This window comes from Salipiger sp. ABF4_146 (assembly GCF_056161345.1).
This window is the reverse complement of sequence record NZ_JBSWYX010000005.1, coordinates 1-18,674: the sequence shown is the minus strand read 5'-3', so window position 1 is coordinate 18,674 and position 18,674 is coordinate 1. Positions and strand designations below refer to the sequence as shown.

Here is an 18,674-nt window from a genome sequence, read left to right as displayed (position 1 = left end):
GGGTAACTCAGATCACGACACGAAGACGTAGTCGAGATAATCGATCCGCAGCGGTTCGCTGCCGTCCGGCGTGCCCGACAGCGACACCACGTCTCCCGCTTCGAGCGAAACGCCGAAGGTCTGATGCGTGGCGAAGGAGGTGCTGTTGACGTAGTCGCTGCCCGCGTCCGCATCCCAGATGAAACTGTCGACCACCAGTTCGTTCACCAGCAAATCGAGCTCCGACTGGCCATCGGCTTCGTCGAAATACCCCAGGGTGAAGTTATACTGACCCGTCGCCTCGGCGAAGTCGAAGCTGGCGACATGCCCCCCCGAGCCGGTGGCCTCGATGAGCTGGTCTCCCGAGCCGTGTCCGTTGTTTTTCACCGTGAAGCCCTGCTCCAGCGTCATCGCCTCGGCCTCGATCCGCACCGGGTCCGAAGACGGCGGCGGCGTGGTCGGAACCCCGACGGTGAAGCTGGCGACAGAGGCGTTGGCCGCGACGGCATTGCCGCTGGTGTCTAGGACCTCCGCACCATCCAGCGCGACGCTGTAGACCCCGTTGTCGCCGGCATCCCAGCTGCCGCCGGGCGCGGAGACGGTGTAGGTCGCGGTGCGCGGCGTGCCATCGCTGCCCGCACTGAGGCTGACCCCCGTCACCGCAAGCGCCCCGCCCGGCCCGGTCACCGTGATGTCGCCCGGGTCGATGCTCGAGACATCGATGCCGGCGTTGTCGCTGAAGGTGATCGACACCGTGGTGCTGCCGCCGCCCGCCGAAGACACGCTGGAGGCGCTGGCCGAGGCGACCACCGGATCGGTCGTGTCCGGATCACTGCCACCGCCGCCTCCGCCGCCGCCACCACTCGTCGGCACGAAGTCGAGGAAGTCGATGCGCAGCGGCTCACCGCCATCCGGCGTGCCCGACAGTTGCACAACGTCCCCTGCGTTCAGATCCAGCCCCGAGATCGTATACTGCGCCGCAGAGGTGCCGTTGACGTAATCGGCCCCCGCGTCCGCATCCCAGGTGAAGGTCTCGATGACCGAATTGTTGACCAGAACGCTGAGCTGCGACTGACCGTCGGATTCATCGTAGTAGCCCAGCGTCAGATCGTAGGTGCCCGGCCCCTCGGCAAAGGTGTAGCTCGCGGTATGCGCCCCCGAGCCCGACGCCTGGATCATCTGGTCGTTCGAGGCATGGCCGTTGTTCAGCACCGAGAAACCCTGCAGCGAGAGCGTTTCGGCCTCGACGCGGAACGGATCACCCACCGGCTCAGTGCCGATCTCGACATCGAAGCTGGCCAGCGTCGCATCCGCGGCCACCGCGTTGCCGCTGGTGTCGAGCACTTCACCCGAGAGCAGGGCAACGCTGTAGCTGCCTTCATCCGCAGCGTCCCAGCTGCCGCCCGGGGCGGCGAGCGTGTAGGTCGCGCTGCGCGGCGTGCCGTCGCTTCCGGCACTGAGGCTGACCCCGGTCACCGAAACCGCCCCGCCGGGCCCCGACACTGCGATGTCACCGGTATCGATGGTCGACACGTCGATGGCCACGTCGTCACTGAAGGTGACGGTCACCGTGGTGCTGCTGCCGCCCGCCGACGACACGCTGGACGCGCTCGCCGAGGTGACGACTGGATTGGTGGTGTCGGTCGGATCACCGCCGCCACCACCGTCGCCACTTGTGGGCAGGAAGTCGAGGAAGTCGATGCGCAGCGGCTCGCCGCCGTTCGGGGTGCCCGACAGCGTCACGACATCCCCCGCGTTCAGCACCAGATCAGAGATCGTGTACTGCGCCGCAGACGTGTCGTTGACGAAGTCAGAGCCCGCGTCCGCATCCCAGGTGAAGGTTTCGATGACCGAATTGTTGACCAGAACGCTGAGCTGCGACTGACCGTCGGATTCATCGTAGTAGCCCAGCGTCAGATCGTAGGTGCCCGGCCCTTCCACAAAGGTGTAGCTGGCGGTATGCGCCCCCGAACCCGACGCCTGGATCATCTGGTCGTTCGACGCATGGCCGTTGTTTTGCACCGAGAAGCCCTGCAGCGACAGCGTTTCGGCCTCGATCCGGAAGGGATCGCCCACCGGCGCGCTGCCGATCTCGACATCGAAGCTGGTCAGAGAGGCATCCGGAGCCACCGCGTTGCCGCTGGTGTCCAGCACCTCGCCCGAGAGCAGCGCAACGGTGTAGCTGCCCTCATCCTCCACATCCCAGCTGCCGCCGGGGGCCGCGAGCGTATAGGTTGCGCTACGCGGCGTGCCATCGCTGCCCGCGTTCAGGCTGACGCCGGTCACGGTGAGCGCCCCGCCCGGCCCCGACACCGCGATATCGTCGGTGTCGATGGTCGAGATGTCGATCGCCACGTTGTCGCTGAAGGTCACTGTCACCGTGGTGCTGGTGCCGCCCTCCAAGAAGACATCAGGCGCGCTGGCCGCGGTCACGACCGGATCGAAGGTGTCCTCCCCGGTCGAGATAAAGGCCGAGTTGGAGGCGCCGCTCGAAGGCGAGCTGCCCTTGTACATCTCCCAGAAGTCGACGTGGAAACCCTGACTGCGGCCCGCCAGCGTGATGGTGTGGAAGCCTGCCGACAGATCGAACGACGCGGTGAAGTTGGGATCGGAGTCCGACACGCTGTCGATCTGCCCGGCATAGCCCCAGTTCGTCGAAGCGCCGTAGAGCTTGACGAAGCCACCGCTCGAGACGCTGTTGGTCGAGTTGGTCTGCAGCGCCTCGGCGTCGTCGTCGATGCGCAGCCAGATGTCGTTGCGTTGGTCGCTGGGATCATTGGTGTCACGCGACGAGCGGACACGGAAGTTGTAGATCCCCTCTTCGCCCTCGGGGATGAACACCTCGTAGACCAAGAAGCTGTTGTCCTGCGGCGCGTTGATCGAGGTACTGCTCTCCTCCGCACCCCAGAAATAATGCCCGGTGCCTTGGGTGTTGTCCTGCGTGCCGGGATCGTCGCCTTCCACATAGGTCCACTGGCCGCCCGGGTTGGTGCCGCCGTTGGCGTTCGGGTCCTCGATCTGCACCTTGAAGCGCGCCGAACTGCCCGAGCCGATGATCTGGTAGTAGCCCTCGGCACCCGGCGTTCCACCGCCGCCGCCTTCGACCGGTCCGCCTTGATTGGTCAGATAGACCCGGTCGGTGCTGCCCAGCGGCATCTGCGAGGACGCATCGATGACCGACGCGCCCACAACTGCCGGCGCAGTGTCGAAACCGTTGGTCCATGCGGTGCCGTCGAAGTCCTCGCCGCTGTCGGGGGTGGTCCAGTCAAAGGCATTGTCCGGCAGGGTGGCGGTGCCGCCAGCGCCGATGACGATGTCATAGAACTGGAAGTCAGCGGCGTTGCTGGCCTGGAACTCGGGCTGTGCGTCGGCCAGCCGGTCCTCGACCAGCTGCGCGATACCGCCCGAGGTGTTGGTCACCGGGTTGAGGCCACGGCTGAGCGTGACGCGCACGGTGTCCCCGGGCGTGCCTGCGACGATGATCTCGGGGATCGTGCCGCCGTAGGTGCCGGTCGAGGACGAGCCGGTGCCGTTCACCGAAACCGTCGCCGTGGCCGCGCTGCCGTTCTGCGACGCAAAGCCGGTGCTGCCAGCCTGCGTGCCCTCGCCGCCCAAGTAGCCCGTGGCGAACGTGCCGTCATCGAACATCACGGTGAAGCTCGACCCGATCAGCTCGGCGCCCGAGACACCGCCCACGTCCCAGCCGTTGACCGCGCCCGAGTCGATCGCGTTCTTGGTCAGGCCGGCCACCGAGTTGGGGTCCATGTCGCCTGAGAACCCGATGGTCTCGCCGGTATCAAAGCCACTGCCGTCGGCCTTGATCACCAGCCCGCGGAAGCCGCCGCTGGAGGCAATGCCGTTGCCCGTGGTGTTGGGCAAAGGATCGTCTCCGGCGAAGATATAGCCGCTGTTGGTATCGAAGTACGCGCCGGTCTCGGACCCGCCGCTGTTGATGTCGAAGTCCTTGGCAACGCTGTCACCGCCAGACCCGTCCGCATCGACCACGCTGTCGCCGTAAAGCGCGTTGCGGAAGTCGACCACCACCGCGGCGATCTGCTTGTCGCCGGTGTTCTGCAGTTCGAACGAATTGCTGCCGTAGTTGGAAGACTGGACGTTGTTGTTGCCATCCATGATCCGCAACTCGGCGCTGCCGACGTCTCCGGAGCTGTAGCTGCCGTTGGCATCCACGTCGGTCAGCGCCTGCAGGATCGACAGCGCATCGTCCGGATCAGAGGGCGGATCGACCGGCCCGCCGCTGCCCTCGGTCAGCTTCATGCTCTCGACCCCCACGGTGAAGGCACCGCCCGCCCCGAAGTCGGTCGAGGTCACCCCGAAGGCCGGGACGATCGACGATGTGCCCGCCAGAATTCCAGCCATGGCACTGCCCGCATCCGGGGTGATCGTGCCCACGGTCCCAGAGGCCAGCACCGCGCCGCTGTCATCAAGCAACTCATAGAAGCCGGTGAAATTGCCCGCCGAGACATCGGCCGCCAGCGACAGCTTGACCTGCGCGAAGCTGGTCGCCGTGACGCCGCCCGGATAGGGGATCTTCAGATCCGTGCCCGAGAAGCTGCCGCGCCCTGAAAGCTCGAACCCGTCGCCGGGGTTGCCGGTGACCAGCTTGAGGAAGTCTCCGTCCGCACCGGTCGAGGCTCCCGCCGCGCCGGTCAGCGAGACGATGAGGCCGTATTGCGAGAAAGTCTGCAGTTCCGCTCCGCCGAACACCGGGTTGTCAAAGACGCCCTCGAAGGTGAAGTCGCTGGCGACATCGGCAAGGAAGGTAAAGGCCTGCTGGCCGTCGTTGGTGTCGGGATCGGTGGTCTGGAACTGCAGCCGCCCGCCGCTGACCTGCGCGCCGTTGTTGGTGGCGTAGTTCAACTCGGCCGTGCCGTCAGCGGTCTGCGCCGCGCCGGTGAATCCGGCGGCGAAGGGCGAAGTGCCATCGGCCATGGTGGTGAAGTCGAGCATCACCTCGCCCAGATCGGACAGCACCACACCGGCATTGCTGGCATCATAGGCGGCGCGATCGGCGAGGTTGGCGATGCCGTCCCCATCGATGTCACCATCTGCCGAGTTAAGCAGACCGTCACCGTCGAGATTGCCGCCAAGCTCCTTCGCCGGATCATAGCCCACAGGCGGCTCGCCGCCGCCCAGCGACAGGGTCAGCCCCTGCGTGGTTTCGACGTTGAGGTTTGGCGTTTCGGCCAGATCCGCAACCTCGCCAGCGCCCAGCGTCACCTCGATGGCGCTGCCGTCCACCCAGCCGCCGCTCGGTGCGGCGATTTCGTAGCTGGCAACCGCCCCGGAGAGGCCAAGGAAGCTGACCGCGGCCGCGACCGGCGCGCCGCCGATGGCAAGCGACAGGTCGCTGTCGCCCAGCGTGCTGGCGTCGATGCCGCTCAGGTCGCTCAGCGTGACGTTCACCAGCAGCGGCGACGTCGCGTCCGACGGGTTCGACAGGGCGATCACCGCCGTTGGCGCATCGGTGTCGACGATCGGTTCGCCCGACAGGATCTCGATGGCGTTGATGATCGGGTTGTCGCTGCCGTCGATGCCATCCTGCAGGAACGAGATATCGAGCACCCCGTCGCTGACCGAGGCCTGATAGCTGATCACCGACACATCGCCCGCCGCACCGCTGGCGGACGGATCGAAATTGTCGAGAACCCCGCTGGTCGTGCCCTCGACGCTGATGTCGAAGACCCGCTCTCCCACGGTTTGATTGGGGCCATAAAGCTCGGCCATGTAGAGCCGCACAAGGTAGCTACCGTTGCCCAGCAGGTCGCCCACCGGGATGCTGTAGGTGAACGGGTCATTCGACGAGCGCGCCGTGTCGAGCACCGCCTCGGGCACATCCTCGGGGATCGCGGCAAGCGTGCCGCTGTAGCCTTGCACATCGCCCCGGTCGTTGGTGGTGCTGAGATAGGGGCTGTTGGGCGCACCATTGCCGTCACCGCTCCACGCCGGACCATCGTCCAGCGCCGCGACCTCAGGACCGTAGGCGTTGATCCGCAGCAGAACACTCGGGCCGGTCGCGCCATCCGTCACGTCGAGCGCGAAGCTCACCGGCACCTCACTGTCGAGCAGCCCGTCGTTGGCATAGACGGTAATGTCGTAGCTGCCCGCCGCCGTGGTGTCGGCCACCTGCAGCGTGGTGCCGTCAAGCGTGACGCCCGCAGGCAGAGGCGCGCCGCCGGCCAGTTCCACCCGCAGCACCGGCACATCGCCCAGATCGACATCCGTCAGCACCAGCGCCGAGAGATCGACGCTCGTCGGGGTGCCTTCTTCAGTGGTGGCCGGCGCAATGGTGCCGGTGATCGTCGGCGCCTCGTTGACCCCGGTCACGGTGACCTCGAGGTTCGCAGATGTCACGGAAGCCCCGTCGCTGGCCGTGACCGTCACCTCGTAGACGTTGTCGCCCTCGACGTCGGTCGGGGCCTCGAAGTCCGGTGCCGTGTTGAAGGCCAGAGCGCCCGTGCCGGGATCGATCGAGAAAAGCGCCGCATCCGCCCCACCGTCGATCGCATAGGTGATCCCGCTGCCTTCGGGATCGGTCGCCGGGATCACCCCGAGATCGGTCTCGTTTTCGGCAGTCTCCAGCGCCGTGTCTCCGGTGAAGACCGGCGGCAGATCAGCCAGCGCCGAGGTCAGCTGCACATTCGAGAAGGTCAGATTGCCGATTTCATTGTCATCGTCGTCGTTGATGAACACCATGTGCGAGAAGGTCTGCCCGGCAAGCTCGCCCAGAGGAATGACGAAGCTGACGGTGCCATCTTCGACGCTGTAGCCGCCGTATTCCTGCTGCGCGTAGTTCGACCAGTCCTGTCGGCCCGCCAACTGGAAGATGATCTGCTGCGAGTTGCCGAAGGAGTTGTTGGTCTCCAGACCGATGGCCATGATCTCGCCGATCTCGGTGGCGCTGAAGTCAAAGCGCAGCACCGTTTCAGCGTCGATGGTGAAGCCGCCCGGCAGCGCCACCTTCTTCCAGGTGTTGCCGGTCATCTCGAGCGAGTTCGGCGTCACCGCGATCCCTTCGGGGGTCAGGTCATTGCCGGCGTAAGAGCTGATCTCGAAGGTGCTGAAGTCGACGTCGAGAACGCCATCGTCCACCGGCGTTCCGACCACCACAGTCGCCGTGCCGGTGGCCGTGCCGCCGCGTGCGTCGGTGATCTGGTAGTCGAACAGCGCGGTGCCGACAAAGCCCGCCTCCGGGGTGAACACCACCTGCCCGTCCTCCAGCGACACCGTGCCGCCGCTGCGCGCGGTGACACCGGTCAGCGTGATCTCGTCGCCGTCGGCGTCGCTGTCGTTGCCGGTCAGATCCGCCGGGACCAGCGTCAGCGCCACGTCGGTGTCGGTGGCAAAGTCATCCTGCACCGCCACCGGCGCGCTGTTGACGTTCAGCGTCACCGTCGCCGTGTCGACCCCGCCATCGGGATCGGCGATGGCGTAGACAAAGCTGGCCGTCCCCGCAAAGCCGGGCGTCGGGGTGAAATAGATCAGCCCGTCTTCGAGAACCACCTCGCCGTTCACCGCCGCCGAAACCTGCGTGACGGTCAGCGGGTCGCCATCGGGATCGCTATCGTTGGCCAGAAGATCGGCGGGGAAGATCGTCGCCGTCTCGCCGCTGGCGATCGACAGATCGGGGTCATCCACCGCGATCGGATCGAGGTTGGCCGCGGTGGTGCGCACGAACTGCAGGTTCGAGAAGATGCCCGTGGCCGCATCCGCCACGTCGTCATCATTGATGAAGTGCAGATACTGGAAGCTTTCGCCAGCCCATGCCCCAAGCGGGATCTCGAAGCTGACCGAGCCATCGCCGGCCTCGTAGGTGCGGAACCCCTGCTCGGAGTACGAGCCCCAGTTCTGGCTGCCGCCAAGCTGGAACAGCACCTGATCGCCTTTGCTGAGGAAGCTGTTGTCGTTGCCAAGGCCGATGGCCATGATCTCGCTGGTCTGGTCCGACGAATAGGTGAAGCGCATCACCATGTCCGCGGTCACTTCCAGCGGCTCGGCCAGCAGCAGCTTTTTCCACGTATTGCCGGTCAGAGCCAAGGTCGCCCCGGCGTCTTGGATGCTATAGGCGCCGTTGAGGTCTTGATCGTCGAAGGCGCTGAGCGCAGCGGCATCGAACACAACGTCGGTGATGCCGGTATCGGGCGTCTCGGGCAGCACCTCGAGGGTCACCGTGGCGGTCGCCGGTGCGCCAAAGGCGTCGCTGATCGTATAGTCGAAGCTGGCGGTGCCGGTGAACCCGGGCGTCGGCGTGAAGGTGATCTCGCCATCCTGGAAGTCCACCGTGCCGTTCAGCGCATTGCTCACGCCATCGAAGCTGATGGCATCGCCATCGGGATCACTGTCGTTGCTCAGCAGCATTGCCGGGGTGAGGATCAGCGCGCTGTTGATCAGCACCTGCCCCTCGTCAGGCGTGGCGGTGGGCGGCGTGTTGGTCACGCCGTTGACGGTGATGATCAGCTTGCCGTCCTGCACAATGCTCTGGATTTCGCTGTCGCTGTAGGTCTCCTCCAGCGTCACCGTAGTGTCCACGGCCCCGTCGCCATCGGTATCGATGCCGAGGGTTGTTGAGCCTGGGGTAGCGCTGATGACCGTCGCATTGGCATCGGCCCCCTCGACCACCAGTTGATCGCCGGCGGTGAAGCCAGACACCATGGTGCCATCCAGCTCTGCGCCGGTGCCTGTGACCGTATCATTGCCGCCGTCGGTGAGATTGACCTCGTCGCCCGCGCCCGAGCCGACGCCGATCACGTTGTCACCGCTGGTGCCCTGCACGTAGACCGTGCCCGTGCCCGTGGCGTCGAAATTCTCGACGGTGCCGGGCATCTGGTACGGCGTCTCCGAGGCGCCGACCTGACCGGTCCCGCTGTAGACCAGCGTGTCGATCTCGTCGGTGCCGCCGCTGTCGTCCACCGGCAGGTCCTGCGGGTCATCGACCTGCTGCTCGCGCTCTGTGGCATCGTTCACATCCAGCAGCAGCGCCGCGCTGTCATCGGGCGAAACGCCAATGGTGATATCATCCACATCCACGCTGACCGACAGCTGCGCGAGCGTCTCAAAGTCGAGCATCACGCCCGCCTGCAGATGCAACTCGGGACCGGTGCCGGGATCGACGATCTCGAACAGTGCCGCATCCGCGCCCGACAGGGTCAGGTCATTGCTGCCCAGTGCGTCGTCGGTAATCACGATGTCGGCGATCTTCACCGAGGTGGTGGTGTCGACGTTTTCGTCGATCGAGGGGAGTGCGTTGGCCAGCGCGACGCTCGGGGCCACATTGGCCACCGGCCCGCTGATCTCGAGATAGTCCCATTCCCCGACAAAGCGGTTGGCATCGCCATTGCCCCAGTCGGTGATCGACACGCCATAGGCGATGCCTCCGGTGCCGCCGGTGAGCGTGTTCTGCCCCTCCAGCGCCGCCGCCAGAGACCCGGTGATCTCACGGGCCGCCGTGGTGATCGTGGCGATCTCCGCGTCGCTGGCATCGAGCAGGATCGCCGTGCCGATCAGCGTTGCCACGTTGCCCGACTTGTCGACGTCGATCCGGAAGACAACCGCGGCCACGTCCTCTTCGACGACCGGCGGATTTTGCCCGCTGAGAGCGATGTTCTCTTCCTTGACGCCGGTCAGGCTGTTCTCCTGCGCCAACTGGATGCGCGGATTGCTGCCCGCCCCGCCCAGAACGAACTTGATGTAGTCGTCGGTGCCGCCCGCTCCGAGGGTGATGCCAAAGGACGCGTATTGCAGCGGGATCGAGCCGAGGAAACCAGCCTCTATCCGCCCCTCGACCGAAAAGCTGTCGACGCCAGAGACATCGGCCCCGGACTGATAGTTGTCCTTGACCGAGTTATTGGCCCCCGTGCCGGTGTCGTAGACGTCGGTTTCGCTCGACTCGATCTTCAGTTTGCCGCCTTCAATGAGGCTCGTCGCCTCGGTCGTGCGGTCACCATAGGGGTCCTCGGCAGAGGCGCCCGCCGGGCTGAGGGCCGGGTTCACGAGGATCCCCGAGAAGCCCGCCTCGGCGCTGAACAGATCGGCCGTGTCGGTGTCGAAGTCCTGCCGGAAGCTGACGTTCTCGGCGAGCACCTTGCCCATGCCGTTCTCGCCGTCATAGGCAAAAGGATCGGCGGTGTTCGCAATACCGTCGCCGTCGATGTCGGTGGGATCAGAGCCATCGCTCTCAACCACCGCGCGCAGTGTGACGCTGGTCAGCGCACCGCCCTGGTTGAGCCACAGCGTGTATGTCCCGGCCCCAAGCGGCGCGGTGAAGCCGGGGAAATCGGCCCCCTGCGCATCGTTCGGATCGCCCGCGGCAAGGAACGGCAGCAGGTCGTTGTTCAGATTGCCGTCGCCATAGACCATCCCCGCCAGCAGCCCGTCACTGCCATCGGGCGCGCCGGTTACCGGATCGACGGTGATCGCGCTGCCCTCCTGCAGCCCCATGAAGCCCGCGTTGTCCGTGCTGGTCGACGCGTAGCCGTCTAGGAACAGCGCGCTCAGCACCATGCCTTCAGGCACGGTGAAGGTGATGTAATCGCGATCGCGATCGCCGGGCTGACCATCCCCCTGCTGGCTGGCATAGAGGACGTTGTCGCCGATCTGCATCGCGCCGACGTCGCTGGGCGCAAGCCGGTCGTCCGAGAAATCGCCAACGACCACCGGATCGGTGCCACCCGCGCCATCGAGATCATGGCTGTCGGCCGGGTCGTCCTCGGTCAGCGTCGCGGTGCCGGTCGCGGCTGCCGCGTTCACCGCGTAGCCTGCGGTTTCCACCGAAAGCAGCGCCACCGAGACGGACTCCGCCCCGTTCCAGCGCGTGTCCGTCGGAACCGGCACCACATAGCTCGCCGCGCCATCGACAAAGCTCAGCGTGACCGGGGTCGAGACGCCATCCACCGACAGGGTGAGGTCCAGATCGCCGGTGAAGCCAGCATCCGGCACGGTGAGAGTGAAAGTGACGTCCTGATCTAAGCCATCACCGATCTCGGCGATCTCGCCGGGCCCCGTGATCGACACCAGCGTGTCGCCCGAGCTGGGCGCGGCGCGCACCACGATGGCGCTGATCTTGGCGTTGTCCATCGCGTCACTACCAAGCGCGTCGAACACGACGTTGAGCTGACCATCTGCCACCACGGCGTCGAAACTCTTGACGATCTTCACCAGCGGCGCGCCGGTGTCATTGCCCAGCACCCCGTCGCCATCGTCGAAGAGATCGTAGTCATCCAGCACCGGATCGCCCTCGATCTCCACGTCGAAGATGCGCGAGCCGACGCCCTCGCCGTTGCTCACCCCCTGGTAGGTCTCTGCGAGATAGAGCTCGACCACATAGGTGCCATCCGGCAGGTCCACGTCGAGCGAGAAGCTGTTCGCCCAGCGTTCCGAGGTGAACACGTCGTCGGGCAGCGCCGCGCCGGTGAAGGTCTCGCCGCTGCCGTTGTTGTTGGTGCCGCTGCTGGTTGCCCCGGAGAGGTCCCAGAACCCGGCGTCATCGGCGACGAAATCCGCATCGCCCAGCCCATAGGCCGCGCCGTCCACGGCGGCGCCACCGGCGTTGATCGCCAGCAGCACCTCGCCCGGCTGCGGAGCCGAGCCGAAGGTCAGGGTCACACCGTCGCTTTCGCCGCCCGTGTTGAGGTTCGGCGTGGTCGCCAGATCGGCAACCTCGCCCGAGACGACGCTGGCGGTATAGGCCCCCTCGGCCCATCCACCCACCGGCGCGGCCACGCTGTAGATCGCCGTATTGCTGGCGTCATCGAAGGAGCTGAGGCTGACCGCACCCGCCGCGCTCGGCCCGCTGACCGAGATGTCCTCGGCGCCGATGCTGGTGGGGTCGATGTCCGACGCGTCGGTATAGACCACGGTGACGAGCATCGGATCGGTCTCGGAGGCCGGCGCGGTGATCTCGACCGCCGCGCTCGGCCCGGTGGTGTCGCCCACCGGTTCGCCGCTGTACTGCGGCGACGAGACCTGCAGGAAGTCCCAGCTCGCCTCGAAGCTCTCGAAATCGTTGTTGAAGTCTGTCGACGTCACGCCGACCTGCGCGCTGCCCGCCTCGATGGCCGACAGCACCTCCGGCGGCAACGGCAGCGGCGCCGCCGTCAGGAAACCAGCGGTCGCCTCGGGGCGCACGCCACCAAGGATCGCGCCGCCCGCGTCATAGAAGGTGACGATCTGCGCCGCCTCGTCGGCAACCGTGTCGATACGCAGCGAAAGTTCGACCTTGGCAATATCAGCCAGCGCGAAGGGTACGGCGGCGGCGGCAGAGATATCGCTGAGCATCGGCTTCTGATCGAGCACATTGTGCGACCACATCTGCACGGCGTTGCCGCCATTGCCGCCCAAGATCAGCTTGAGGTGCTTGCCCGCATCCTGACCGAGCCCGTCGGCCGTGGCGATAACGATGCCCTGCTGTGCGTAGTTGGGAATGACGCCGGAGGTGATGCCCTGATCGGCCAGCGCCTGCGGGAAGGGGTTGTCGAACTGCGTGGTGATGTAGATCTGCTCCAGCGCGCTGTCCGATAGGTCCATGGTCTTGACGAAGTCGTTCTTCGAGGCGGTCGAGTCCGCCGACGACAGGTCGCCGTTCGAGGTGTTGACCACCAACTGGCCGCCGGTGACCGAGACATCCACCGACGCGTCCAGCGCCCCGCTGCCGCCCAGCGCCCCGTCGAAGCCGCCTTCCACCAAAGGCGCGCCATCGGTTTCGAAATCGAGGTTCAGAAGCGTGCCGCCCGAGGGGATCTGCAGGCTGCTGTCGCTGGCCGCGATGGTGACCGTTCCGGTCCCACCGTCGATCGCCGCATCCCCCGAGCCCATGGTGGCCGAGGTGATCGTCACATCAAAGCTCTCGGCCCCCTCCTCGGCGGCGTCGTCGACCGTCGGGATGGTCACCTGCACAAAATTCTGTCCGGCCGGGATGACGACGGGCGAGGCCGGGGAGGCCACACCATAGTCATCGCTCGTCGCGCTGCCCGGCGTCACCGTGAAGGCGATGGTGACATCTTCGCTGGTGTCGCCGATGCGGGTGAAGGTGAGCACCGCGTCCTCACCCTCGTTGACCGCGACATCGGCCACGGAAACCGTGGCGGGCGTATCTGCCGCGATGGCATCGTAGACCACGATGGCGTTCCAGCCCGGCTCGCCGCTGTCGGCGTTCACGTCGATGACGATCTGCCCATCGGTCACGGTGACGGTCTTGGTGATGGAGGTCGGCGTGTCCGCCCCACCCGCATCCGTGAACGCGTCATAATCCGACACCCACGGCTCGCCGTTGATCGTGTAGTCGCCCTGACGATTGCCGCCCGTGGTGTGATAAAGCTCGGCGAAATGCAGCTCGACCACATAGACCCCGTTCTCGATGGGATAGCTCGCGGTGAAGGAGCCCGCCGCGGAGTCGCGGTAGGTGTGCAACGCCGAGCCGTCGAGCGCGAGGTTCGATCCGGTGGCACCCAGCAGACCGTCAATGTTGCTCGAGGTCTTGGAACTGGGGCTGTAGTAGGACGGATCATCCGCCTGCAGGTCGATCCCGAGGATCGTATCGCCGGTGATCGCGCCGCCATAGGTGGTGTCGTTGTCACCATCCAGCGCCGCGGTGCCGTTGCTGACAGGGCCGACGTTGATCGCCAGCGCCAGCGCGCCTTTCACCAGCGTGTCCAGTCCCGGCTCCAGAATGAAGGCGCCGCTGGACGCACCGGTGCTGTTGCCCGCCGCATCCTGATAGGCGCCGGCAGCAATCGAGATCTCGCCTTCGCCATTCGGCCAGGCACCCCCGGTCGCGGTCAGCGTATAGTCCAGCGTCGCGGTGGTGCCGCCGTTGCTGAACGTGACCTGCGGCGCCGAGACGGTTTCGGGCACGATGCCCGAGAAAACCAACTCAGAACCGTCGAGCCCGCTGAAATCCGCAGCATCGAAACCGGCGTTGTCCTGCAGCACCACGGTGGCGGTGCGGGTGCCGTCCTGCACGCTTTGCGGGTTGTCCACGTCGATCGAGACGATCTCGGGGTTGGTGGTGTCCGCCGGCGGCTCGTAGGTGCCGCCCAGCTGCCAAACCACCAGACCGGAGAGCTTGGCTTGGTTCTCGTCGGCGACGGGGAAATTGATGTCGAGCGAGCCGTCGGTCACCTCGACCTCATAGCTCTTGATCAGCAACTCACCGTTGCCGCCCGCTTCGGCGTAGACGTCGATGTTCGAGAAGACCTCGCTGCCTTCGACCTGAAGATCGAAGACGCGGCTGCCGACACCGCCCGGCCCCGGGAACGGATCGCCGCCGAAGTAGATTTCGGAGAACAGGAAATCGACAAGATAGGTGCCGTTCTCCACGTCCACCTGATAGCCGAAAGAGCTGGCGTTCGAACGCTCGGAAGCGAGGATCGCATCCAGATCGGTGTCCGGGAAATCGTAGGATTGCGCGGCGCTGTTGGTATAGGCCTTGGTCGATCCCGGCGTGGTCCAGAAGCTGCCGTCTGCCGAGCCACCCCCATCACCGAGGAAGTCGAGCTGAAACTCGCGCAGGGTGCCGCTGACCGAGCTTCCCGCATCCCCGCCCGCGTTGATCGCCAGCAGCGGTGTCAGCGCCGGTGCGGTGGTCACCACCAGACCTTCTGAACTGTCGGTGAAATTGAAGATGCTGTCGCCCTCTGTAGGGTCGAAATCGACAAAGTCCGGCCCGGTGAAGGCGATCTGGCTGCCGTTGATTGTCACCAGCGCTGATCCCGCCTCATAGCTCACCACCAGCCCGTCGGTGCTGGCATCCGAGACGACAAGCTGATCTTCAGGCGTGAAGTCGGTGATTGCATCACCTGCAAGGTCTGACAGCGTGCCGACAATCGTGTCGTCGCCATCGCCCGATGTGATCGTATTGGCCCCGGCCCCGACGACAATCTTGTTGCCCAGATCGTTGGCCGCAATGGTGAAGTCGGCATCCGAGCCCGATCCGTCGAACTCCTCCACATCCGAAGCAAGCGCAAGCTCCGTGTCGGTGCCGGTATAGATCACCCGGTCATAACCGCTGGTGCCCGCCTGCCCGACGTCCGCCGCGGTCGCAGCCTCGATCTCGTTGCCAAAGGCTTCGATCTCGATGTTGTGGAAATCGATCGCCTGCAGCGGGTTGCCATCGCTGGTCTCTGCCACAACGCCAATGGCCGCGCCCGAACTGAGCGTGGTGTCGCCGTCGCTGATCGTATGATCGCCAGTCAGCACATCCTGCAACACCCCGGCGGGCAGGCTGAAGCCGCCAAGGTCGATCTCGGTAAAGGCCGTACCGCTCAGGCTGGCGTCATCGCCCAGCCGGTAAAAGGCGCTCACAGCAAAGCCGTCGTCGATGTCGACCTCGAGGCGCAGATCGATCAGATCGTTGCCGCTTGTGGTGAGGTCAGGCACCGCGACCTGAGCCAGCGCCGTGTAGCCGCTATCGCCCAGTTCATAGCCGACCTCGATTCCGGGCACGCCACCGACCTCACCAAACACCAGACGCAGGAAGTTCGACTGTGTACCGTCGCCATAGACCATCCCGACCAGTTGGTCGGCGGCGACGCTCGTGCCCACCACCCAATTCTTGGCGGTGACCGTGGCCACCACACGCCCGACATCCGGATCAGGATTGAAGGCGGTCTGCAGGGCGTCGCGCGCAGTATTGGCCTGACCGACCATCGTGCCCGGCACCACCTCCTTGATCTGCAGGATCGGCGCATTACCCCCGGGGATGATGTTGCCCGCGATGTCAAACAGGCCATCGGCCTGCTCGGAGGAATTCAGCAGATCGCCCGCGTTCTGCAGGTAGGTGCCGGTGCGCGCGTCTTGGTTCGCGGTCGCCCCGGCCTCTTGGATGTTGTCGGTGCCGGTGCTGCCTGCCAGCGGCCCGGCCAGCGAATTCGGCCCGTCCAGCGCCGCGCCCAGCAGGCCGGTGTTGCCCGCCAATGTCCCATTGAAATCCGTCGACTGCGGGTTGAAGTCGAGCACGATCTTCTGCCCCGCCGACAGGTCGAACCCGTTGCTCGCGCTGAACTCGAACGGGTCGTTGTATTTGTCGACACCATCGAGATCCCAGTCGTCAGGATCGACGATTTCGGATCCGGCAAGCGGCACCGCGCCATTGTCGGGCTGCAGCACCTCGATGTAGACGGTGAAACCGCCCTGATTGTTCTGGCCGTAAACCGCCGACCAGATCGAGCCCTGAAACGGCTGGCTCAGCCCGCGCTCGGCGAAGTCATCCCCGATGGTGGCCAGACCCAGCGGCTGGCCCGAGCCCTGATAGACCGCGCGGTCGGTGGCCTGCGCGTTGGTGCCGCCGGTCGAGGACATCGAGCCATCCTCGTTGCGGCCCATGATGATCAGGTCGCCGCCGTTGTAGACGCTGGCGATGATCGCGCCGGACATCTTGACGTCGCCCTCGTCCATGATGGTCGAGGTGTATTCGGTCAGGCCGTTGATCGAGCCCTTGCCGCTGTCGAGCGCCCCGTCGGTCTTGCCAGCTTCAAGGTAGTCGCCCTCGATCGGGTTACGCCAGTCGACGATATCGGCGATGTCCGACGGCAGCCCCGCCTGCCCCAGCAGCGTGCCGCCCGACGGCGCGGAGCCGCCGGTTTCAACCGCCACGCCCGAACCGTCTGACAGGGCGTAGATATCGTATTCGACGCCCGGTGTGACGGCGATGATCTTGTCACCCAGATCTCCGGTACCAAGCGCGCCGCTGGCGGACTCCACCTCTGCCATCCACGCCTTGACCTGCGCGTAGTCATCGCTGCCCTCGTCGTAGCTCGACAGGTTCGACACAAGCAGGAAGGCGTTGTCCGTGCCGCCATCGGGCGAGAACAGCAGCCCGGCCTTGGCACCTTCGGCCCGCGTCGGGTTGGGATGGCCGCCGTAGACATAGGTCAGCCCATCCGGGCCGGTATAAGTCGCCACGGGTCCGTTGCCGCCCACCGACAAGGTCCGCCCATCAAGATCGTCCGAGCGGGTCACCTCGTGGAAATTGTCGTTGTTCGACGGATTCCACCCGCTGGGTTCGTTGATATCGTCGCTGGAGTTGCCGTCGCCGTTGTTGAGGTTGGTCGCGATGTAATCGGGATCCTGCGCGTAATCTGTGGTGCTGCCGTTGTCGCCTGCCTCGCCGATCGGACGCCCGCCCCAGCTGTTGTTGGCGCCATTGTCGTAAGTCCAGACGCGCCCGTCTTCGGTCACCTCGACGTCATAGGCATTGCGATAGCCGGGCGAATAGATCGAGACCAGCCCATCGTAGTCCAGCTTGGCGCTGTTCAGGCCATCGTTGCCGCCATTGGGATCGTTGTTGTCCTCGGCGCCCGAACGGGTTGGATCGTCGAGCGTGGGGAGATCGTAGATATAGCTGCGCCCGTCGCCATCGGTCTGCGCGCCGATCGCCTTCAATCCGCTGACATCAACCTCGAGGATCGCCGCCGACAGCGGTTGCTCCTGTTGGCCGGCAAAGTTGTTGGAGGGCGCCCCGGTGTTGGCGTTGCCCCCTTGCGCCACGATCAGCCGTTCCGAGATCAGGATGCCGTTCTCGTCCACCTCTTGGATCATCTCGAGGCCGTTGGTCGCGTGGTTCTCTTCCGATCGCGGCAACCCGCGAATGATATCCACCTGATCCCAGCTGTCGGCGCCGGTCTGCTCCATCATCGTGATGACACCGGAATTGGTGTCGAGGTCGACGTCGTTGCCAGAGCCCCCGGCCCCGATGCGCTTGTCGCTGGAGGTAACGTAGATGGTCGTGGCCGCAACGTTGCCCGCGGCTTCGGTCGTCAGATTTCCGCTGGCATCAATATAGAGCGCATTGCCGGCTGCGTCGTATTGCTGCGTTACGTCGATCCCGGTCACCTGACGGCTGGTGCTGCTGCTCAGGCTGCCGTCGTCATTGTGGTTCTGGATGTCGAGTTGCATCGACTCGGCGGATTCGACGTAGAACGAGACCGTATTGTCGTCGTCATTCGGATCCGGGTCGCCAAACTTCACCGTCAGAACGTTCACCGTCCCGCCATTTTCGGTGACGTAGAGCCGCCCATCCGGTCCCCAGACCAACGCGGTGGGCTGCGAAAGCGAAACCTGACCATTCAGATCAAGCGAGCTGGATGAGAAATTGTTCGAGACGACCATGATGATGCTCCGGCGCATAAGGCGGCCAGAGAGCAAAATTTCTTGAAAATCTTTAACTTAAAAATACCAAAAAACCGGGCAAACCCGAAAACACGTGAACCGCATAGAGATTTAAAAGAAACTCTCCCCCAGACCACAAAAAATTAAATATGAAATAAAATACCTATCGAAACCCTAGAAACAAAAACAATACCTGTCAAGAACTACAAATTTCATCCAAATCAGCAACTTACCCAAAGAATCGCGCAAGCGTTTTGGAACCGGGTATTTAATAAACAAAGCAGAGGCGAAAAAACAACCCAAGGGTGTTCATCGCCCCAGCCACTCCACCAAAATAGGAAGCTCGCAGTGCGGAAGCCCCCGTGACCCTATGGTGAATTTAATCAGATGCGATGGTCTTCGAATAACACCTAGGAAAACCGCCTGGTCAATTCAGAACAACCATAAGATGCAAGTCATCAAGTGACCGATGGTTCCAAACGTTTAGGGTCAGGACCCATTGATTTGGTTGGACGAGCGTGATTCACCGTTCGAAAACGAGCGGTGAACATGTCTGATCTTTTTTGGCTGAGCGA

At 64.6% G+C, this 18,674-nt stretch carries 1 protein-coding gene; it reads right to left on the bottom strand.

Annotated elements, in window-relative coordinates; genetic code table 11:
• Positions 1 to 12 precede the first annotated feature (12 nt).
• Positions 13 to 18,099 (bottom strand): malectin domain-containing carbohydrate-binding protein, encoded by an 18,087-nt coding sequence (locus tag ACXAJT_RS08565; RefSeq protein WP_475234529.1) that lies wholly within the window; start codon positions 18,097 to 18,099, stop codon positions 13 to 15.
• Positions 18,100 to 18,674 lie beyond the last annotated feature (575 nt).

What these genes read in the sequence shown, in the direction of transcription:
- ACXAJT_RS08565 (WP_475234529.1), bottom strand. Translation starts at nt 18,099, where the DNA reads ATGGTCGTCTCGAACAATTTCTCATCCAGCTCGCTTGATCTGAATGGT.